At 71.8% G+C, this 22,995-nt stretch carries 5 protein-coding genes; all 5 read right to left on the bottom strand.

The window, feature by feature from the left end:
• Nucleotides 1-1,347 (bottom strand): aminotransferase-like domain-containing protein, encoded by a 1,347-nt coding sequence (locus tag B7R87_RS00125; RefSeq protein WP_045852696.1) that lies wholly within the window; start codon nucleotides 1,345-1,347, stop codon nucleotides 1-3.
• A 286-nt stretch (nucleotides 1,348-1,633) separates the two neighbouring features.
• Entirely contained in the window at nucleotides 1,634-2,386 is a 753-nt protein-coding gene (locus B7R87_RS00130) for a thioesterase II family protein (protein WP_006344609.1), read from the bottom strand.
• 40 nt (nucleotides 2,387-2,426) lie between these two features.
• A complete protein-coding gene (locus B7R87_RS00135; protein ID WP_006344610.1) occupies nucleotides 2,427-7,394 on the bottom strand; it encodes a non-ribosomal peptide synthetase in 4,968 nt (1,655 codons plus the stop codon).
• Complete coding sequence (locus tag B7R87_RS00140; protein WP_006344611.1) at nucleotides 7,391-15,211, bottom strand: non-ribosomal peptide synthetase; 7,821 nt, start codon at nucleotides 15,209-15,211, stop codon at nucleotides 7,391-7,393. Before B7R87_RS00140 ends, B7R87_RS00135 begins: the two co-directional genes overlap by 4 nt.
• Complete coding sequence (locus tag B7R87_RS00145; RefSeq protein WP_006344612.1) at nucleotides 15,208-22,992, bottom strand: non-ribosomal peptide synthetase; 7,785 nt, start codon at nucleotides 22,990-22,992, stop codon at nucleotides 15,208-15,210. Before B7R87_RS00145 ends, B7R87_RS00140 begins: the two co-directional genes overlap by 4 nt.
• Nucleotides 22,993-22,995 lie beyond the last annotated feature (3 nt).

A 22,995-nucleotide genomic window follows, 5' to 3' on the forward strand; every position in this document is an offset into this window, starting at 1 on the left:
TTATGCCGCGGCAACTTCGGACTCCACGAAGTCGGACAGCCGTCGGAGTCCCTCTTCCACGTCGTCGTGGGTGAGGTAGCTGGCCGACAGCCGGATGGTGTGATCACCTCCGCCCTCCGGATGGAAGTAGGACATCGGGGTCCAGATGACTCCGAAGTCGCGGGCGGACCGGCCCAGTGCGTCGTCGTCGGCGCGGAAGGGCACGTTCAGGGTCAGGAAGAAGCCCCCGGCGGGTGCGTTCCAGCTCACCCGGAGCCGGGTGCGGCGTTCGGCGGGGAAGGCGTGTTCCAGGGTCCGCAGGGTGTGCCGCAGGGTGTTTCCGTAGTGGGCGGCGGCCTGTTTGCTGTGTTCGGTGAGCCGGCCGCCGGCGGCCAGCAGGGCGCCCGCGACGACCGCCTGGCTGAGGGGGGAGGTGTTCACGGTGACCATGCTTTTGATCTTGGCGAGTTCGGTGGCGAGCAGTCCGGTGGTGCCGTCGGCCCGCAGGACCGTCTGGTCGGCGACGGCGTAGCCCACGCGGGCGCCGGGGAAGAGGGATTTGGCGTAGGAGCCCAGGTGGATGACGCGCCGGTCGCGGTCGATGGCTTTGAGCGTTGGCAGTCGGGGGCCGGGGCTGACCAGCCGGTAGGGGCTGTCCTCCAGGACGAGGAGGTCGAGCCGGGCGGCCAGGGCCAGCAGTTCGTGCCGGGTCTCCAGCGGCATGGTGGTGCCGGAGGGGTTGGAGTGGTCGGGGATGGTGTACAGGGCGCGGGGTCTGCGGCCGCGGCGGCGCTGTTCGAGGACGGCGGCCTCCAGGTCGGCGCAGTCCAGTCCGTCCTGCCGTTCCCTGACGGCGACGGGTTCGGTGTCCAGGAGCCGTGCGGCTCCGGCGATTCCCACGTAGCAGGGGCTGGAGACCATCAGGACGTCGTCGGGGCCGGTGATGAGGGCGCGCAGGGCCAGGAACATCGCTTCCTGGCAGCCGACGGTGATGACGACGGATTCGGCCGGGACGTCGATGCCTTCGTCGGCGCGGAGCGAGTCGGCGACGAGTTCGCGGATCAGTCCGGCGGAGGGGCCGTACTGGAACAGGGTGCTGCGGATGCGGGCGGGGGTGTGTCCCTGGTCGGTGAGGTGGTCGAGGTAGCGGCGGAGGTGGGTGAAGACCTCCTCGGTGTCGAAGAGTTCCTCGTACGGCCGTCCCGGGGCGAAGGAGATCGCTTCGGGATGGTCCAGGGTGATTTCGTTGAGGAAGTTCATCGTGTCCATCACCGGGTCCGCGACGCCGGGGTGGAGGTCCCCGGGGCGCAGGACCACTCCCCCGCCCGGGTGGGCGGGGGGTCTCGTTGCGCGGCGGGCAGGGCTCATCGCGGTCGCCTTCCGGAGTGTCGCTGGTTCGGTGCCCCCGGAACACGCTGCGGTCGGGGGTGGGGGGCGGGGCCGTCGCCGCCGCCCCGGGGGAATGCGCCGGGCGGTGTGCGCGACCCGGTGTCGGGGCCGCGGTCGGTCCGGGGAGCCGTCCCGGGCCCCGGGATGCCCGGCGCCCGGGATGCGTGAGCGCTCCCTGCCCGGCGTCCGGGCCGGGGGTCCGGCAGGCCGGCGGTTCGTCTGCGCAGCCTGGCGGCCGGCTGTGTGCGACGGTTCGGGCGCGGCATCAGTCCGGCGCAGGGCCCGGGCGTTTGCCGGTGGATTCCCTCTCGATCAGGTGGAGAATTTCCTGGGCGCAATCCACCAGATACATGTGATCACCGGGGAATTCTGTATAGCTGAACTCTTCCGTCGTTGCCTTCTTCCATTCCCTTGCCTGATCCGGTCCGACCAGGCCGTCGGAGTCGCCGCGGATCGAGCAGATCGGGACTTGCAACGGTTCTCCGGTGCTCGGAAGGTAGTTCTCGTGCATTTCGCAATCGGCCTGCAGGGTGGGGAGGATGAGCTCGCGCATCTCAGGATGGTCCAGGGCCTCGTGCCTGAAGCCTGCGAACTCCTCGACCCGGGCGAGAAACTCGTCGCCCGAAAGTCCGGTGGCCCGTCTCTCCCGCTGTGTCCACGGGCCGGGTGAACCGCTGACGAACAGCCGCTCCACATGTATGCCGCGGGCGCTCAGCAGGGGTGCCAGTTCGTAGGCGAGGACCGCGCCCAGGCTGTGTCCGAATATCATGGTCCGCGCCCGGTCGCCGAGGTCCGCGACGATGTCGTCGACCGAATTCTCAACCGCTTCTGCGACGTTCCGGTACGGTGTCTCCAGAATCCGCCGTTCCCTCCCCGGCAGCTCGACCGGGACGATCCGCCACCGGCCGGCGGACAGTCTCCGCCACGGGTGGAAGAACGACGGTCCCGCGCCTGCGAACGGCAGGCACAGCAGCGTGTCCGGGACCCCGTCCTTCGCGGAGTTGCCCGATTCCTTCACGTCGTCCGCCTCCTGTCGTCCGTACGCCGCCGCCGGGCGGTCACGCCGCCAGCTTCCGGGTGATGATCTTCATGATGTGTCGCACCGATTCCGGCATGTGCAGGTCGTGGTGTGTGGCGTCCACGTCGTGCTCTTCGAGCGAACCGAGGACGAACGCCCGCCAGTCGGGGCCCCACGATTTCTCCTTGTCCTTCGTTGCATTGAAGAACAGCAGGTCACCGCGGAAGACCGGTGATTCGAACAGGGCCATTTTGTTGAGGTTGCTGGAGCCCACCCTCGAAATCCTGTCCAGGAAGGCGTCCATTTTCTCGGTGTTCATGAACTGGCCGAAGACTCCTTCGATGTCTCCGCGGTAGAGCTCCTTCGTCCGGCCGGCTACCTCCGGCAGCCTGAATCCGCTGCCGGCACACGCCGGCTGGGAGTCCAGTACGGCCAGGAGGGCGACTTCGTGCCCGCGGCGGTCGAGCGCCTCCGCGACGGCGTGCGCCAGCGGGCCGCCGTAGGACCAGCCGATCAGGCTGAAGGGCCCTTCGGGCTGGATCTCGATTATCCGGTTGAGGTAGTCCTCGACCATGTCCTCCACCGATTCCGCCAGTGGGTCCGTGCCGTTGAAGCCACGGGACTGGAGGCAGTAGGCAGGCCGGTCCAGGTGGGGCGCGAAGGTGAAGTAGGCCCAGCCGAAGCCTCCGCCGCCGTGGAAGAACCACACCGGTGGCTTCCCCGTACCGGGATCGCGGTTCAGTGGCAGAAGGACCTCGAACGCGTCACCGTGGTCGCCGGGTGCACTGCCGGTGAGCACCAGCGCGGCGAGCTCGGCAACGGTGGGGAACTGGACGATCGTCCTCAGGGGCATGTCGAGGTTGAAGTGCTTGCGGATTCTCGCGCTGAGCCGGGTGGCCAGAAGCGAATGGCCACCGAGCGCGAAGAAGTCGTCGTCGATACCGACCTTCTCCACGCCGAGCAGCTCACCGAAGAAGGAGCAGAGCATCTCTTCGTGGGAGTTGCGCGGTCCTCCGCCACGCGCGGCGGCCGTCTGCTCGACCGGCAGTGCACGCCGGTCGAGCTTGCCCGCCGGGGTCAACGGAAGCTCTGACAGCGGCACGATGACCGCGGGGACCATGTAGTCCGGAAGACGTCCGCGCAGATACCCGGGCAGTTCGGCCAGGAGCGGGCCGATCGACGTGGCCAGAGCCGGGGTGTTCGCCCGGGTGCGCCCGGCACCGGGTCCGGGAACGAAGCCTCCGCAGACGGTGCGCCGGGGGCTCCGCAAGGCGGGCAGGAGGATCGCGTCAAAAGCGTGGACGGCCCGGCCCGACCAGGTGAGGACGGCGTCCAGGCCCTGTTGCCGTGCCAGGGCGGCAAGGTCTTCCGGGTCGAGGGTCTTGCCGGAGCGGGTGTCCCTGCCGGTGACCCCTGCGGCCTCCGCCGCCAGTCGCGCGTTCGGTATTCCGGTCACCCGTACCGGGCCGCCCGCCCGCTCCACCAGGCCCCTCAGGCCGTCCGGACCGGTCGTGTCCCGGTCCCACGGCACTGCGGGCACACCGGTCAGGTCCAGTACGCGTTCAGGATCCTTGTGGAGGACGACCTCGTAGCGGTGTCGGGTGAGCTCATTGTGCGTCTGCCCCGCCTTCAGCCGGATGTCGACCCCGACGGAGCGCTCCTGTGCCCACTCGGCGAACCATTCCGGTGCGACCACCAGCTCCCGCTCGGCGAGGAGCGCCTGCTCCACCAGCGCCCGTATCTCCTCGTGGGTGGCGTAGGGCCGCGCCGTGCGCTTCCCCGCGGTCAGCAGCAGTCGGAGCGTCGCGGCGTTGCGGACGTCACCGACGATCAGGCGGCCGCCCGGCGCGAGGAGTTCCATCGCCCGGTCCAGCACGTGGTCGAGGTACTCGGCGCTCGGGAAGTACTGCACCACGGAGTTGAGCACCACGGTGTCGAACCCGCCCCGGGGCAGCCCCGACACATCGTCGGCCGCCTGGGCGGTCAGCCGTACCCGGTCGGCCCAGCCGGCCTGATCGGCCTGGGTGCGGACCCGGTCCACGACCGTGGGCGAGATGTCGGTGCCCCAGTACTCCTCCACCTCGCCGACGATCTTCGCGAGGAGCAGGCCGGATCCCACACCGATCTCCAGCACCCTGCGCGGTGCGAACTGCATGACCTGCGCAACCGCCGCGTCCCGCCACTCCGCCATCTGTTCCTGCGGGATGGGCTCCCCGTCGTACGACGACGTCCACGGTTCGAAGTCCTCGCCCCATTCCGTGTCGCCGGAGTCGGCGTAGGTCTCGTCGTACACCTGGCGCCACTCGTCCACCTGATCGCCGGTTTCCGCCGCCGCGGCACCCGGATCGGGCACCACGTACCCCACGAGCCGGTTGTCGCCCGGCTGTTTCTCCCGCGCCACGACGACGGCCTGGGCCACCCCGGGATGCCCGGTCAGTACGTTCTCGATCTCTTCCAGCTCGATGCGGAAGCCCCGGACCTTCACCTGGAAGTCCGCCCGCCCGAGGTACTCGACCTGGTCGTCCTTGTTCCACCGCACGATGTCCCCGGTGCGGTACATCCGGGTCCCGGGTGCGCCGAAGGGGCATGCCACGAACCGGTGCGCGGTCAGCGCGGTCTGTCCCAGATATCCCCTGGCGAGCCCGGCACCGGCCAGGTACAGCTCACCGGCCGTTCCGGGCGCCACCGGGCGCAGGAACGCATCCAGCACGTACACCTGCGTGTTCCACACCGGCGCGCCGATCGGCACCCGGTCCGCACCGGGCACGTGCTGCCAGGCTGTGACCTCAACCGACGCCTCGGTCGGCCCGTAGAGGTTGTGCACACCGCAGCCGGGCAGCAGGCCGGCGGTCCTGTTGGCCAGCTCCGGCGGGAATGCCTCGCCCGCGACCTCCATCCAGCGCAGGCTGGTGCAGTCCTTCGCGGCCGGCTCGGCGACGAACGCCTCCAGCAAGGAGGGGACGAAGTCCGCTCCGGTCACCTGTTCCCGCCGGATCAGCTCGGCCAGCCGGGCAGGTTCCCGGCGCGCGTCCGGAGCGGCGATGACCACGGCGGCACCCACCTGCAACGGCGCGAACAGCTCCGGGACCGACACATCGAAACTCGCCGATGTGCTCAGCAGCACCCGGTCGTCGGCGCCCACCTCGAAGTGCGCCAGCCCCCACGCCAGCCGGTTCATGATCGACCGGTGGGAGACCTGCACTCCCTTGGGTCCGCCGGTGGAACCGGAGGTGTAGATGACGTACGCGGCATGGTCCGGCAACAGCGTCCGCCGCGGATTGTCCTGCGGATAGCCGGACAGGTCCGGAAGTGTCCCGTCGAGGACCAGCAGGGGGTCCGCGCTCTCCAGCAACTGCCGCACCCGGTCATCGGGCAGCTCGGTGTCGACCGGCAGATAGGCTCCGCCCGCCTTGACCACCGCGTACAGCGCCACCATCAGATCCACGGAGCGCGGGATACGCACCGCCACCAGCCGCTCGGGGCCCACTCCCTGCTCCACCAGCCAGTGCGCCAGTCGGTTGGCGCGCCGGTTGAACTCGCCGTACGTCAGCGTCGCTCCGTCGGCGATCAGTGCGGGGCGGTCGGGGTCGCGGTCGACCTGGGCTTCGAAAGCGCCCGGCAGCGTTGTGGCGGGGAGCGGCTGCCCGGTGTCGTTGACACCCCTCACCAGCCGGTCGCGCTCCTCCGCCGACAGCACCTCGACGGAGCTGATCAGGATCTCGGGGTCGGCGGCCACCTGCTCCAGCACCCGCACGAACCGGGCGGCGACGGCCTCGGCCGTGTCCCGGTCGAACAGCTCGGTCGCGTACTGGAGGTCGCACTGCAGCGCCCCCGACTCGTCCACTGCCATGCTGAAGAAGAGATCGAACATGGCTGTGGAGGTGGTGTGCTGTTCGAACTTCACCTCCAGCCCGGGGAGCTCGAAGTTCCCTCGTTCCCAGTTGTGCCAGGCGAGCATCACCTGGAACAGCGGCTGGTACGCCGCGGAGCGGTCGGGGTTGATCAGCTCGACCAGTGTCTCGAAGGGCACGTCCTGGTGCTCGTAGGCCGCCAGTGTCTTCTCCCGCACCTGTGCGAGCAGGCGGGTGAACGGCGGGTCCCCGGCGAGATCGACCCGCAGCACCTGTGTGTTGACGAAGAACCCGACCAGCTCGGCCAGTGCGTCGTCCGTCCGCCCGGCGATCGGTCCGCCGATCGGCACGTCGTCCCCGCCGCCGAGTTTGCTCAGCAGCACGGCCAGCGCCGCCTGCACGACCATGGCCAGGGTCATGCCGTACTCATCGGCCAGCTTCTGCAGCCCGGCCCCCACGTCCGGTTCCGCCCCGAAGGCGACCATGCCGCCCTGCGAGCTGCGTTGCGCGGGCCGCGGACGGTCCAGCGGCAGACTCAGCGGCTGCGGCACTCCGGCCAGTTCCTTGCGCCAGTAGTCGGCCTGTGCCGCGGCCAGACTGCCGGGGTCGTTCACATCGCCGAGGAGTTCGCGCTGCCACAGTGCGTAGTCCTTGTACTGCACGGACAGCGGGTGCCACTGCGGGGTCCGGCCGGCGGTGCGGGCGGTGTAGGCGGTGGCGATGTCCCGGGCGATCAGCCCGCCCGAGACGCCGTCCGAGGCGATGTGGTGGATGAGCAGGACCAGGAGGTGGTCTTCGGGTGAGCAGCGGAAGAGGGCTGCCCGGAGGGGGATCTCCGCCGCCAGGTCGAAGCGGTGGGTGATGAATGCGTCGACCGCGCCCGGCAGACCGTCGGGCGCCACCTCGACCACCGGCACCTGCACCCGGGCCGCTTCGGGGGAGAGGATCTGCTGGTAGGGCTCGTCCTGGTCGTCCGTCACATATGTGGTGCGCAGGATCTCGTGCCGGTCGACGAGATCACCGATGGCTGCGGTGAGAGCGGTCCGGTCCAGTACGCCGGTCAGCCGGAACGCCGGGGACATGTTGTAGGTCTGGGCCCCGTCTTCCAGTTGGTGCGTCAGCCACATGCGGCGCTGTGCGAACGAAAGCGGAATCACTGGTTCTGCTCCTCTGTGATCATCCTGCGGAGTCGGGGGCGAAGGGGTACAGCGGTGTCCTCCGTCCATGCGGCGAGCGCCGATACCGTGGGCAGGTCGAAGACGGTGCGGATGGGGATCTCGATGCCGAGGTCGAGACGGGCGCGGTTGATCAGCCGGGTGGCGAGCAGGGAGTGTCCGCCGAGTTCGAAGAAGCCGTCGTCGACGCCGACCTTTTCCAGGCCGAGGACCTCGGCGAAGAGGGTGGCCAGGGTCTCCTCGCGCGGGGTGCGGGGGGCGCGGAAGGCGGTGGTGGGGGTGAGGTCGGCGGCGGGCAGGGCCTTGAGGTCGAGTTTGCCGTTGGGGGTCAGCGGGAGCCGGTCGAGCGGGACGCAGGCGGTGGGGATCATGTAGTCGGGGAGCCTGCCGGTCAGGTGGGAGCGGACTTCGCCGGGGGGCGGGGCGTCCGTGCCGGGTTCGGGGACGAGGTAGGCGACGAGGCCGGGGGTGGTGTCGCCGTGGTGCTGGACCACGACGGCGGCCCGGGCGATGCGGGGATGGGAGGTGAGGGCGGCTTCGATCTCGCCGGGTTCGACGCGGTAGCCGCGGATCTTGACCTGGGTGTCGGTGCGGCCCAGGTGGAGGAGTTCGCCGTCCGGGGTGAGGCGGGCGATGTCGCCGGTGCGGTACATCCGGGCGCCGGGGAGGCCGTAGGGGTCGGGGACGAAGCGTTCGGCGGTCATGGCGGGCTGGTTGTGGTAGCCGCGGCCGGCTCCGGCCAGATAGAGCTCGCCGGGGGTGCCCCAGGGCAGCAGGTTCAGGTGGGGGCCGAGGACGTAGGCACGGACGCCGGGGAAGGGGCGGCCGATGGGGACGCCGTCGGGGTAGGGCCGGTGGGGGTCGAGGAGGTGGGCGGTGGCGTAGAAGGTTTCGCTGGGGCCGTAGCCGTTGGTGACCCGGGCCTCGGGCCAGAGTTCGCGGATCCGCCGGGCCAGGGCCGGGGTGAGTGCCTCTCCGGCCATGTTGAGTGCCGTGGGGGTGATGCGGTCGCCGAGCTGGTCGACGAGTTCGGCGAAGGCCGACGGTACGGAGCAGACGAGGTCGATGTCCCAGCTGTCGCGTTCGGTCAGGGCGAGGATGTCGCGGACGATTTCGACGCTGCCGCCCCGGGTGAGGGCGGCGAAGAGTTCGAAGGCGGCGACGTCGAAGCCGAAGGAGGTGGCGAGCAGGACGCGCCGGCCGGGCTCGGCCGCGGCCTGGGCGACCATGGTGTCGACGGCGTTGACGATGGTGGTGTGGGTGACGCCGGCGCCTTTGGGTACTCCGGTGGAGCCGGAGGTGTAGATGACGTAGGCGAGGTTGTCGGGGCGGGCCCGGCGCCGTGCCGTGGTGGTTGCTGCGGGGCCGGTGGCGGCCGGGTCCGGGGTGAGGTCGCCGAGGAGGACGAGGGGGATGTCGGTGGGCGGGACGAGGGTGTGGTGGGCGGTGTCGGTGAGGAGCAGGTGGGGGCGGGCGGTGGGGAGGATGTGCGGGAGGCGGGCGGCGGCGTAGGCCGGGTCGACGGGCAGATAGGCGGCGCCGGTCTTGAGGACGGCCAGGAGGGCGGCGACGGTGTCCGCGGTGCGCGGCAGGACCAGGCCGATGACGGTTTCGGGGCCTGCTCCGCGCCGGGCGAGTGCGGTGGCGAGGTGTTCGGCGCGGGCGTCGAGTTCGGCGTAGGTGAGTGTCTCGTCGCCGGCGACGACGGCCGGGGCGTGGGGGGTGGCGGCGGCCTGGGCTTCGAAGAGTTCGGTGAGGGTGGTGCGGCGGGCCGGTCCCGAGGTGGCGGTGGTGTCGTTGAGGGCGGTCAGCATCCGGTCGCGTTCGGCGTCGGTGAGGGAGTGGATCCGTGCGGTGGGCAGGTCGGGGGTGGTGGCGATCCGGGTGAGGAGGCGGACGAGGCGGGCCGCGTACGTCTCGACGGTGTCCCGGTCGAAGGCTCCGGGCGCGTACTGGATGATGCCTTCGAGGTCGGGGCCCGCGGCGGCCATCAGGCACAGGGGGTAGTGGTTTCCGGCGGAGGGGCGGAAGCCGTCGTAGCCGATGCCGCCCTCGGTGGAGGCGGCGGCGCTGAGGCCGTCGTCGTCGACGGGGAACGATTCGAAGACGACGAGGGTGTCGAAGAGGGTTTTCAGGCCGGCGGTGCGCTGGATCTCGGTGAGGCCGTGGTGGTGGTGTTCGGCGAGTTCGCTCTGCCGGTGCTGGAGGCGGCTGAGGAGGCCGGCGAGGGTTTCGGCGGGGTTCTGGGCGACCCGGACGGGGACGGTGTTGATGAGCATGCCGACCATGGACTCGATGCCGGTGACGGCGGGCGGCCGGCCGGAGACGGTGGCGCCGAAGACGACGTCCCGGCGGCCGGTGAGTTCGGCAAGCAGCAGTCCCCAGGCCGCCTGGACCAGGGTGTTCATGGTGATGCCCAGGTCGGCCGTCAGTCGGGTCAGGCGCCGGGCGACGTCGGGCGGGATGGTGAGGTCGACCTGGCCGTGGCCTTCGTCGTCGGCGGCGGCGAAACCGGGCGCGAGGAGGGTGGGCTCACGGAATCCGTCGAGTTCCGCGGCCCAGGCCCGGGCGGATTCCGCCTCGTCGCGGCCGGTGAGCCAGGTGAGGAAGTCGCCGTAGTCGCGGGGGGCGGGCAGCCCGGCGGGATCGCCGCCGGAGGCGTAGAGCAGCAGCAGGTCCTGCAGGAGCAGGGGGGCCGACCAGCCGTCGTAGAGGACGTGGTGGGCGGTCAGGACGAGTTCGGTGCGGCCCGGTTCGAGGGCGGCGAGGGCCATCCGGATCAGCGGGGGGCTGTCGGTGTCGAAGTAGGTGGTGCGGTCCTGTTCGAGGAACTCCTCGAAGGCCTCGGTCCGCGCGGCCGGGCCGGCGGCGGTGAGGTCGAGGTGCCGCCAGGGCAGGGTCACCGCTTCCGGTACCACCTGGACCGTGGCGCCGTCCGCCCGGCTGACGAATCCGGCGCGCAGGACGGGGTAGCGGTCCAGCAGGGCCTGTCCGGCGCGGCGCATGCGCTCCGGGTCGGCCTCGCCGGTGAGATGGAAGACGAGTTGCATGTGGTACGGGTCGAACGATGCCCCGGCCAGGCTTGCCTGGAAGGCGATCCCCGACTGGGCGGGGGTCGCGGGCCAGATCCGGGCCAGCTTGCCGAAGCGGGCCTCCCAGGTGTCGATCTCGTCCTGGTGCACGTCGACGAGGGGGGCGTCGCCGGGGGTCAGTCCGCCGGCGCCGGGGGTGGTGGTGTGCCGGGCCAGGGCGGTCAGTGCCTCGGCCCACAAGGCGGCGATTTCGCCGGCTTCGGCGCGGGAGAGCACGCCGGTGGCGAAGGCGAAGTAGGCGGTCAGCTCCTCGCCGTCGGCGGTGTCGGCGGCCACCGCGCTGATCTCCAGGGCCGAGAGCACCGGAAGGTCCTGGTCCGGTGCGGCCATCAGGTCCTGGTGGGTGGTGTCCAGGGCCCAGCCCAGTCCGCGCAGTTCGGCGGGGATGTCGGTGCCGGAGTACTTGCCGAGGTAGTTGAAGCCGATACGGGGACTGCGCAGCCCGGCCAGGGCGGGGCCGGTGGCGGGGTTGAGGTGGCGCAGCAGTCCGTAGCCGATGCCGTGGTCCGGTATCGCCCGCAGCTGTTCCTTGACGGCTTTGACGGCTCGTCCCGCGGCCGGGCCGCCGGCGAAGGCGTCGGCGAGGTCGATGCCGGTGATGTCCAGGCGGACCGGGTACATCGCGGTGAACCAGCCGACCGTGTCCGACAGGTCGGCGCCGGGCACCAGGTGTTCGGTGCGGCCGTGTCCTTCGAGGCGGACGAGTGCCGTGGTGCCGGGGGCGGACCGGGTCTCGCGCCAGCGGGCGAGGGCGAGGGCGAGGCCGGTGAGGAGTCCGTCGTCGACGCCGCCGTTGAACACCGCGGGCAGTGCGGTGAGGAGGGTGGTGGTGACGTCGGCGGGGATCTTGATGCGGACGGTGTCCACGGTGGCGGTGGTGTCGCGTGCGGGATCCACTTCCCGGCTGCCGAGCAGCGGGTCGTCTGCGGCCAGGGTGTTCTGCCACAGGGGCAGTTCCGCCTCGCGGGCCGGGGTGGCTGCTTCTTCGGCGAGGGCGTGGGCCCAGCGCCGCAGCGAGGTGCCGGTGGGGGCGGGCCGCGGGGGCAGGCCGTCGCGGGCCTGCTGCCAGGCCGCGGCCAGGTCCGGGAGGAGGATGCGCCAGGACACGCCGTCGACGACCAGGTGGTGGAGCACGATCATCAGCCGGCCCGGGTCGCCGGGTGTCCGGGGGGTGAACCAGACGAACTGGGCCATCACGCCCGCGGCCGGGTCGAGCCGGTCGGCGGCGGCGTCGAGTTCGGCGTACACGGTGGTGGGGTTGTAGGGGGTCTGCCGCAGCAGGACGGCGGCCTGCAGGCTGCCGGGCGGCTGCATCACCAGGCCGGGGTTGACCCGGTCGAGGCGGGAGCGCAGGACGTCGTGCCGGTCCAGTACGGCCTGGAGGGTGGCGAGCAGGGCGGTGCGGCCGGTGTCGTGGGGCAGGGTCAGCATGGCGGACATGCTGAGCCGGTCGATGCCGCCGCCGAGGGTGAGGAAGTGGGCGGCGGTGGGCGGCAGCGGGGCCCAGCCGACTGCGCCGCCCGGCAGTTCGGCCAGGGTGACGCGTCCGGTTTCGGCCCGCTGGGCGGCGAGTTCCGCGAGCCGGGCGGCCGTGCGGTGTTCGAACACCTCGCGGGTGGTGACGGTGACGCCGCGGGTCCTGGCGCGGGCGACGACCTGGATGGAGCGGATGCTGTCTCCGCCGGAGGTGAAGAAGTCGTCGTCGATGCCGAGGGTTTCGGTGCCCAGGACGTCGGCGAAGACCTCGGTCAGGATCCGCTCGGCCTCGGTGCGCGGCGCCCGGTGGGCGGGGCCGGTGAACTCGGGGGCGGGCAGTGCGGCGCGGTCCGGTTTTCCGCTCGGGGTCAGCGGCAGCCGGTCGAGGACGGCGAGATGGGCGGGGATCATGTAGTCCGGCAGCTGTTCGGCGGCGAACCGCCGCAGCTCCGCCACCGACAGCCCCGCACCCGCACTGTCACCGGTGCCGGTGCCGGTGGAGTCGTCGGGGCCGGTGGCCGGTGCGACGTAGCCGACGAGCCGCGGGGTGCCGGTGCGGTCCGCGCGGACGGTGACCGCTGCCCGGCCGACCGCGGGATGCCGGGCGAGGACCGCTTCGATTTCGGTGGGCTCGATGCGGATGCCGTTGATCTTGACCTGGCCGTCGGCGCGCCCCTGGTAGACGAGCCGGCCGTCGGCGTCCCGGCGGGCCAGGTCGCCGGTGCGGTACATCCGGGTGCCGGGCGGTCCGAAGGGGCAGGCCACGAAGCGTTCGGCGGTCCCCGGGCCCTGGTGGTGGTAGCCGCGGGCGAGGAGGCCTGCGACGTACAGTTCCCCGGTCGCGCCGGGCGCGACGGGCGCCAGCCCGGGGCCCAGGACATGGGCGCGCATATTGGCGAGCGGCCGGCCGATGGGCACGGCGCCGGTGCCGGTCCACGGCTCGGGGAGGGTGAAGGTGGTGGCGTAGAAGCTCTCGGTCTGTCCGTAGGCGTTGACGACCCGTACTCCGGGGAGCGTCTGCCGGATCCTGCGGGCCAGGTCGGCGGGGAGTGCCTCGCCGGCGAGGATCACGGTTTCGACGTCGAGCCGGGGGGCGCCGGATCCTCCGGGGCTGTCGGCGGTGAGCAGGTCGAGGAGGGTGGAGAAGACTGCCGGTACGGCGCTGAGGGTGGTGCCCGACCAGCCGCCGCGTTCGGCGAGTTCGAGGACGTCCCGGACGATTTCGACGCGTGCTCCGGCGGTGAGCGCGGTGAAGATCTCGAACACGGAGACGTCGAAGTTGACGGAGGTCGCGGCGAGCATCGTCGAGTCCGGCCCGACCCGGGTCACCCGGCGCAGGTCCCGTACGCCGTTGACCACGGCGGCGTGGGTGACGGCGACGCCCTTGGGGGTTCCGGTCGATCCGGAGGTGAACATCACGTAGGCCAGGTGGTCCGGGCGGCTGCGGGCTTCGGGGGCGGGGCGGCCGTCGGTGTCGAGGTCGAGGTCGTCGAGGTGGAGGACCGGCGGTCCGCTGCCGGCCGCGGTGGGGTCGGTGGCGCGGTCGGTGAGGACGAGCAGGGGCCGGGCGGTTTCGAGGAGGAGGGCGGTGCGGGCGGCGGGGAAGGCGGGGTCGAGGGGGAGGTAGGCGCCGCCGGCCTTGAGGACGCCGAGGAGGGCCACGGCCAGGTCCGCCGACCGGGGCAGTGCCACGGCCACGGGGGTGTCCGGTCCGACGCCGTGGTCGCGCAGTGCTGCGGCGAGCCGGCCGGCGCGCAGGTCGAGTTCCCGGTAGGTCAGTGAGGTGGTTCCGCAGACCACGGCGGTTGCCCGGGGGGTGCGCCGGGCCTGGGCGGTGACCAGTTCGGGGACGGTGGCGGCCGGGAGGGCTTCGGCCGTGTCGTTGAGCTCCGTCAGCCGGTCCCGTTCGGCGGGGGTGAGGGCGTCCGCCTCGGCCAGCCGGGTGCCGGGGTCGGCGACGACCTGCCGCAGGATCCGCAGATAGCAGTCGACGAGGCGTTCGGCGGTGGAGTGGTCGAAGAGTTCCGCCGCGTACTCCAGCCGCCCGTGGGCGCCCTGGACGGGGTCGGGGACGAAGTTGAAGAACAGGTCGAACTTGGCGGTGCCGGTGCCCAGCGGGAGGGGGGTGACCTTCAGGTCCGGCAGGTCGATTCCGGACCAGGGGAACTGCCAGGCCAGCATGGTCTGGAACAGCGGCGGGTAGGCGGTGGAGCGCTCCGGTGCCAGCAGTTCCACCAGGCGCTCGAAGGGGAGGTCCTGGTGGTCGTAGGCGGCCAGGGCCCTGAGGCGGACCTGTTCCAGCAGTTCGCCGAAGGACGGGTTTCCCGACAGGTCGACGCGGAGCACCCAGGTGTTGACGAAGAACCCGATCAGTTCGTCGAGCTGTTCGTCGGGGCGTCCTTCGATGGGGCTGCCGATGGTGAGGTCGTGGCCGGCGCCGAAGTGGTGCAGGACCACGGCGAGTACGGCCTGGGCGACCATGGGTGCGGTGGCGCCGCTGCCGGCGGCGAGCTTCCCGATGCCGGTGAAGAGGTCGGGTTCCAGGGTGAAGTCGACGTGGCCGCCGCGGTGGCCGGAGACCGGGGGCCGCGGCCGGTCCAGCGGCAGCCGCACCGGCTGCGGTACGCCGGCCAGTTCGCGCTGCCAGTAGCCGCGCTGGATCGCGGTGATGCTGTCCGGGTCGGCCGCGTCCCCCAGGAGCTGCCGCTGCCACAGGGTGTAGTCCTTGTACTGCACCGGCAGCGGGGTCGGGTCGGGTGCCCGCTGTTCGCGGCGGGCGGTGTAGGCCGTCACCAGGTCGCGCAGGAAGGGTCCCATCGACGCTCCGTCGGCGGCGATGTGGTGGAACACGAGGGCCAGGATGTGCTCCTGCTCGGTGAGGCGCAGGACGGTGGCCCGCAGCGGGAGCTCGGTCTCCAGGTCGAACGGTTCGCAGGCGGCGGCGTGCAGGGTGGCGTCGGCCGCGTCCGGGACCACGTCCACGAGCCGGACCGGGACGGTGGCCTCGCCGGGGGGCAGGATCCGCTGCTCGGGGGTGCCGTCCTCGTTCTCCGCGATCAGGGTGCGCAGGCTCTCGTGCCGGGTGACGACGTCGCGGACGGCGGCGGCCAGGGCCGCGGTGTCCAGCGGGCCTTCCAGGCGCAGTACGAGCGGGCCGTTGTAGGTGGCGGAGGGGCCTTCCAGCCGGTGGAGGAACCACATCCGGCTCTGGGCGTAGGACAGGGGGATCATCGGAGGTTCTCCTCAACGGTCATCCGGCGCAGCCGGGGCCGGGCGGGGGCGGCCTGTTCGCCGATCCGGTCGGCCAGTTGGGCGACCGTGGGGTGGGTGAAGACCGTGGTGACTTTCACGTCGAGGCCGAGTTCGCTGCGGATGCGGCCGGTGAGGCGGGTGGCCAGCAGGGAGTGTCCTCCGAGGTCGAAGAAGCCGGTGTCGATGCCGACGGAGTCGACGCCGAGGAGTTCGGCGAAGAGCCGGCACAGGGCTTTCTCCCTGTCGTTGCGCGGGCCGCGTCCGGCGGTGGCCTCGGCGTAGTCGGGTGCGGGGAGGGCGGCCCGGTCGAGTTTTCCGGTCAGGGTGGTGGGGAGCCGGTCCAGCGGCACGATCGCGGAGGGGACCATGTAGGGGGGCAGTTGTTCCTGGAGCAGGGCGGTGAGGCCGGCGGGGTCGGCCGGGCCGGTGCCGGGTTGGGGTACCACGTAGGCGAGGAGCCGCTGGTCGCCGGCGCGGTCTTCGCGTACGACGGCGACGGCGGTGCCGATGCCGGGTTGGGCGGTCAGGGCGGTCTCGATTTCGCCGAGCTCGATACGGCGGCCGCGGATCTTGACCTGGAAGTCGGTGCGGTCGAGGTATTCGAGGCGGCCGTGGCCGTCCCAGCGCGCCAGGTCGCCGGTGCGGTACATCCGGGTGCCGGGTTCGCCGTAGGGGCAGGCGGTGAACCGGTGGGCGGTCAGTGCGGGCTGTCGGAGGTAGCCCCTGGCCAGGGGGGTGCCGGCGATGTAGAGCTCGCCGGGGATGCCGGGTGGGACGGGGCGCAGTGCCGTGTCCAGGACGTAGACCCGGGTGTTGCGCAGGGGTGTGCCGATGGGGAGTTCGGCTGCTCCGGGCGTGTGCTGCCAGGTGGTGACTTCGACGGTGGCCTCGGTGGGGCCGTAGAGGTTGTGGACGGTGCAGTTCGGCAGCAGTTCGGCGAACCGGTTGGCGAGGGCGGCGGGGAAGGGTTCGGCGCCGACTTCGGCCCAGCGCAGGCTGGTGCAGTGGCGGGCGGCGGGTTCGTCGGTGAAGGCGGCCAGCTGGGAGGAGACGAAGACGGCGCCGGTGACCTGTTCGCGCTGGATGAGGCCGGCGAGGTAGGCGGGGTCGCGGCGGCCGTCGGGGTGGGCGAGGACCACGGCGGCCCCGGTCTGCAGGGGTGCGAACATCTCCGGTATCGAGGCGTCGAAGCCGGGTGCGGTGCTGAAGAGGATGCGGTCGTCGGCGGTGACGGCGAAGTGGTCGAGGCCCCATTCGATGCGGTTCATGATGGAGCGGTGGGAGACCAGGACGCCTTTGGGGCCGCCGGTGGAGCCCGAGGTGTGGATGATGTACGCGGTGTGGTCGGGCAGCAGGGTGCGCCGCGGGTTGGTGTCGGGCCGGCCGGAGACGTCGGGCAGGGTCTGGTCGAGGGTGAGCAGGGGGCGGGCGGTGTCGAGCATGTGCCGTACCCGGTCGGGGGGCAGTTCGGGGTCGACGGGCAGATAGGCGGCGCCTGCTTTGGTGACGGCGAAGGCGGCGACCATCAGGTCGACCGAGCGGGGGATGCGGACGGCGACGGGCCGGTCGGGTCCGGCGCCCTGTTCGGTGAGCCAGTGGGCGAGCCGGTTGGCGCGCCGGTTGAACTCGCGGTAGGTGAGGGTTTCGTCCTCGCCGATGACGGCGGTGCGGTGGGGGGTGCGTTCGGCCTGGGCCTCGAAGGCGTCGGGCAGGGTGCTGTCGGGCAGCGGGTGGGCGGTGTCGTTGACGGTGTGCAGGAGGTGGTCGCGCTCGGCCGGGGAGAGGACGTCGATGGTGGCGGCGGGTGCGTGGGGGTCGGCGAGGATCCGGTCCAGGATCCGTACGAGGCGGGCGCCGACGGCTTCGGCCTCGTGGAGGGTGTAGAGGTCTTTCCGGTAGTCGAGGGAGAGCCGCAGATAGGGGTCGGCTGCGGCGAGGGCGAGGGCGTAGTGTGCGCCGGCGATGGGCCGGATGGCGTCGATGGTGAGCCCGGCGGAGGTGTGGGCGTCGGCGATGCCCTCGCGGTCCATGGGGTAGTTCTCGAAGCCGATGAAGGTGTCGAAGAGGGCGGGCAGTCCGCTGGCGCGCTGGATGTCGGCGAGGCCGTAGTGGTGGTGGTCCAGGAGGGCGGTCTGCCGGTCCTGGAGGCGGGTGACGATATCGGCGAGGGTGTCGCCGGGCTGCCAGAACACCCTGATGGGGAGGGTGTTGATGAAGAGGCCGACCATGTCGTCGGATCCGGGCAGGTCGGCGGGGCGGCCGTTGACGGCGGCGCCGAACACCACGTCGCGCCGTCCGGTGAGCTTGGACAGCAGGATGGCCCAGGCGCCCTGGAGGAGGGTGTTGAGGGTGATGCCGAGTTCGGCGGCGCGGCGGGCGAGTTCGCGTCCCTTGTCGATGGACAGGGGTACTTCGACCTTTCCGATGGCGGACGCGCCCTGTCGGGCCGTGGTGTCGGGGGCCACGAGGGTGGGCTGGTCGAAGCCGGTGAGCTCGGCGGTCCAGCGGGCGGCGGAGGCCTGCTGGTCGTGGGTGGACAGCCAGGTCAGGTAGTCGCCGTAGCTGCGGACCGGGGGGAGGTCGCCGGTGCCTGCGTAGAGGCGGATCAGGTCCCTGATGACCAGGGGTGAGGACCAGCCGTCGAAGACGGTGTGGTGGGCGGTGATGATCAGTTTGGCCCGGTCGGGGCCGCAGGTGAGCAGGCCCAGGCGGAACAGCGGGGGGCGGGTGGGGTCGAGCCGGGCGGCCCGGTCCTCGCCGAGGAAGGTGTCGAGTGCGGTGTCCTGTGCGGTCTCGTCCCGGCCGGTCACGTCGGTGTGCCGCCAGGGCAGGGTGACGTGCTCGGGGACGATCTGGACGGGGTCGCCGCCGGCCGCGTGGTGGAAGGCGGCGCGCAGGTTGGGGTAGCGCTCCAGGAGGGCCTGTCCGGCGGCCCGCATCCGGTCGGGGTCGATGGTCCCGGAGAGGTGGAGCACGAGTTGCATGTGGTAGACGTCGTAGGAGTCCTCGGCGATCGCCGCCTGGAACTGGATGCCGGACTGTCCCGGGGCTTGGGGCCAGATCTCGGTCAGGGGGCCGTAGCGGGTCTCCCAGGCTTCGATCTCGTCCTGGCGGACGGTGGTGAGCGGCGCGTCGGAGGGGGTGAGTCCGCCGGCCCGGGGGTGGGCGGCGTGTGCGGCCATGGTGTGCAGGGTCTCGGTCCAGATCCGGGCGAGCTCGGTGACCTGCGGGCGGGTGAGGATTCCGGTGGGGAACATGAAGGCGGTGGTGAGCCGGGTGCCGTCGGGGGTGTCGGTGGCGACGGAGTTGACTTCCAGTGCGGACAGTGCGGGCAGGTCCGGGTCGAGGGCGGGGATCAGCTCGGCGGACCAGGGGGCGGGGCCCCAGCCCTGTGCGCGCAGGTGTTCGGGGACGTCGGTGCCGGAGATCCGGCCGAGGTAGTTGAATCCGATCTGCGGTTCGGGGTGGGGGGCGAGTTCCGTGGCCGTGCGGGGGTTGAGGTGGCGCAGCAGTCCGTAGCCGATGCCCTTGCCGGGGATGCCGCGGAGCTGTTCCTTGACCTGTTTGATCGCGGTTGCGGCGGTGGGGGCGCCGGTGGCCGGGCAGGCGGGGCCGGTGGTGCGCACGTCGATGCGGGCGGGGTGCATGCTGGTGAACCAGCCGACGGTGCGGGAGAGGTCGGCGCCGGGGGCGAGGTCCTCTTCGCGGCCGTGCCCTTCGAGGCGGACCAGGAGCGGACGGTCGGTGCCCTGCCACTGGTTGACGGCGAGGGCGAGTGCGGCGAGCAGGACGTCGGTGGGGGTGCTGCGGTAGGCCGCGGGCAGGGTGGTCAGCAGGGCGTCGGTGGTGTCGGCGGGGAGCTGGATCCGTACGGTGTCGACGGTGGACATGGTGTCGACGGCGGGGTCGGGGAGGCGGCTGCCCAGTGGGGGGTTCGGGGTGGTGAGCAGGGAGCGCCAGTAGGGCAGTTCGGCTTCCCTCTGCGGGGTGAGGGCGTCGGCCTGCAGGGCCTGGGCCCAGCGGCGGGCGGAGGTGCCGGTGGGGGGCAGTGCGGGGGTGGTGCCGGTGCGGATCTGCTGCCAGGCCTCGGCGAGGTCGGACATGAGGATCCGCCAGGAGACGCCGTCGACGACCAGGTGGTGGAGGACGACGAGCAGTCTGCCGGTGCCGGAGTCGGCGGCGTACCAGACGAACTGGGCCATGGTCCCGGCGTGCGGGTCGAGGCGTCCGGCGGCCTCGTCGAGTTCCGTGCGGGCGTTGTCGAGGGCGGTGTCCTGTGCGGTCTCGTCCCAGCGGCCGTCGCAGGGGATGCGGTGGAGGTGGTCGGCGGCCCGGACGGTGCCGGGCGGGCGGATGTCCAGGTGGGGGTCGTCGCCGGGGGCGCCGGGGACCAGCCGGGCGCGCAGCAGGTCGTGCCGGTCGAGTACGGCGTCCAGGGTGGCGGTCAGCCCGGCCCGGTCGATGTCCCGGGGCAGTTCCAGGGCCATGGCCATGGCGAACCGGTCGATGCGGCCGCCGTGCCGGAAGATGTGGCGGGCGACCGGCTGGAGCGGCATGGGGCCGATGCCGCCGTCGGCGTCTTCGGCGAGGGCGGGGGTGAGGTCGGGGCGGGCGTCGGCCGCCTCGGCCAGCCGGGCCGCGGTGCGGCATTCGAAGATCTCCCGGGTGGTCAGTTTCAGTCCCCGGGCCCGGGCCCGGGCGACGACCTGGATGGAGCGCAGGCTGTCGCCGCCGACGGCGAAGAAGTCGTCGTCGATGCCGACGCGTTCCACCCCGAGGACGTCGATGTAGGCGGCGACGATGACCGCTTCGGTGTCGGTACGGGGCTTGCGGTAGGCCTCGCCGGTGAATTCGGGTTCCGGCAGGGCGGAGCGGTCGAGTTTGCCGGTCGGTCCCAGCGGCATGCGGCCGACGGTGACGAAGGCTGCGGGGACCATGTAGTCGGGCAGCCGTCCGGCGACGAATCTGCGCAGTTCGGCGGCCGATGCTCCGGCCATGGTGTTGACGTCGCCGACGCCGCCGGCTCCGTCGTCGGGGACGGCTCCGTCGCCTTCGTGGACGACGTAGGCGACGAGCCGGTGTCCGCCGCCCAGGGGGGCCTTGCGGCTGATGACGACGGCTTCGCGGATGCCGGGGTAGAGCTCGCACACGGCCTGGACCTCGGCGGGGTCGATGCGGAAGCCGCGTACCTTGACCTGGCCGTCGCTCCGGCCGAGGCATTCCAGTTCGCCGTGGGTGTTCCAGCGGGCCAGATCGCCCGTACGGTACATCCGCTCCCCCGCCGGTTCGAAGGGGTTGGCGATGTAGCGTTCCGCGGTCATGCCGGGGCGGGCGTGGTAGCCGCGGCCCAGGCAGGTGCCGGCGACGTACAGTTCGCCGATCACGCCCTGCGGTACGGGGGTGAGTGAGGGGCCCAGGACGTAGGCGCGCATATTGCCCAGGGGGGTGCCGATGGGGGCGATGTCGCCCTCGGCGGGTTCCGGGGCGGGCGGGAGGCAGGAGGCGGTGGCGTAGAAGCTTTCGCTCTGTCCGTAGGAGTTGACGATCCGTACGCCGGGCAGGGCTTCGCGGACCTGGCGGACCAGGCGGGTGGGGAGGATGTCGCCGGCGAAGACGACGGTGGTGACGCCATGGGTTTTCGGCAGGTGTTCGACCAGTTCGCCCAGGACGGAGGGGACCGCGCTGATGACCTGGCCGTCCCAGCGGTCGCGTTCGCCCAGGACCAGTGCGTCGGGGACCAGGTCGACGGTGCCGCCGGTGGAGAGGGCGGAGAGCAGTTCGAAGACGGAGACGTCGAAGTTGACGGAGGTGCCGGCCAGGATCCGCCAGCCGGGCGGGGGGTCCAGGGTGCGGACGAGTTGCCGGATGCCGTTGACGACGCTGCGGTGGGTGATGGCCGCGCCCTTGGGGGTGCCCGTGGAGCCGGAGGTGTACATGACGTAGGCGAGGTTGTCGGGGTCCGGCGGGGCGGTCCGGCCGGTGCCGTCGGGGGTGTCGGGCCCGTACGGGAGGTCGAGGTTGACGGTCGAGATGCCGTGCTGCGGCAGGTCGCGTCCGGTGCGGGTGTCGGTGACCGCGAACCGGGGGGCTGCTTCGGCGAGTACCTGGTGGGACCGTCCGCTGTGGTGCTGCGGGTCCATCGGCAGATAGGCGGCGCCGGATTTGAGGATGCCGAGGAGGCCGACGGCGAGGTTCTCGGTGCGGGGCAGTGCGAGGGCCACCAGGTCTTCCGGTCCGGCGCCGCGGCGGACGAGTTCCCGGGCGAGCCGGTCGGCGCGTTCGTCGAGTTCCCGGTAGGTCAGGGTGCGGTCGTCGCAGACGACGGCCGGTGCGTCGGGGGTCCGGGCCGCCTGGTCCTCGAAGAGCCGGGGGACCGTCAGGGCGGGGACGGTCGTGGCGGTGTCGTTGAAGCGGGTGAGGAGCCGGTCCCGTTCGGGGGTGTCGAGGACGTCGATGCGGCCGACCGGGCGGCCGGGGTCGGCGGTGAGCCGGTCCAGTACCCGGACGAAGCGGCGGGCGAGGTCTTCGGCGGTGGAGCGGTCGAACAGGTCGGTGGCGTACTCCAGGCGGCAGTCCGCGCCGCCGGAGCCGGTGGGGATCAGATTGAAGAACAGGTCGAACTTGGCGGTCCCGGTGTCGAGTTTGTCGACCCGGACATCGAGGCCGGGGAACTCCGTCTCCGGTACGGCCTCCTGCCAGGCGAGCATCACCTGGAAGAACGGGTGGTAGGCGGTGGACCGTTCGGGGTTGAGGAGTTCCACCAGCCGTTCGAAGGGCATGTCCTGGTGGTCGTAGGCGGCGAGGGCCCGCTCCCGTACCCGCTGCAGTAGCTGGTGGAAGGTCGGGGTGCCGGACAGGTCGACGCGGAGTACCCAGGTGTTGACGAAGAATCCGACGAGGTCGCGCAGTTCGTCGTCGGTGCGGCCGGCGATCGGTGCGCCGATGGGGATGTCGTCGCCGCTGCCGAGGTGGTGCAGGAGGACTCCGAGGGCGGAGTGCATGACCATGGAGACGGTGGTGTCGGCGCGGGCGGCCAGCTCCCCGACCTGGTGCAGCAGGCCGGCGCCGAGGGTGAAGGGGACGGTGTCGCCGTGGTGGCCCGTCGTCTTGGGGCGGGGGCGGTCGGTGGGCAGGGCCAGCGGCTGCGGCAGGCCGGCCAGGGTCCGGCGCCAGTACTCCAGCTGCCGGGCCGCGAGGCTTTCGGGGTCGGACTCCTCGCCCAGGACGTCGCGCTGCCACAGGGTGTAGTCCGCGTACTGCACGGGCAGCGGCTCCCATGCCGGGGCTCCCCCGCCGGTCCGGGCGGTGTAGGCGGTGTGGAGGTCGCGGAAGAGCGGGCCGAAGGACTCCCCGTCCACGGCGATGTGGTGCAGCACCAGCACCAGGGTGTGGTCCCGGGGGCCGGATCGCACCAGCGTGGCGCGGAGGGGGATGTCGGCGGCGAGGTCGAAGGTGCGGGTGGCGAGGTCGCCGACCGCCGCCGTCCGCTCCTGCTCCGTCGTGGCCGCGACGACCGGCAGGGCGAACCCTGCCCGGCCGGCGGGCAGGACCTGCTGGTGGGGAACGCCGTCGTCGTCCTCGACGATCACCGTGCGCAGGATCTCGTGCCTGTCCAGGAGATCGCGGAGCGCGGACTCCAGCGCACTCACGCTCAGCTCACCGGTCAGCCGCAGGGCGAAGGCGCCGTTGTAGGTGGCGGAGGGGCCTTCGAACCGGTCCACGAACCACAGCCGGCGCTGCGCGAACGACAACGGGATCATTGA

The organism is Streptomyces tsukubensis (genome assembly GCF_003932715.1).
GTDB classification, from domain to species: Bacteria; Actinomycetota; Actinomycetes; order Streptomycetales; family Streptomycetaceae; genus Streptomyces; species Streptomyces tsukubensis.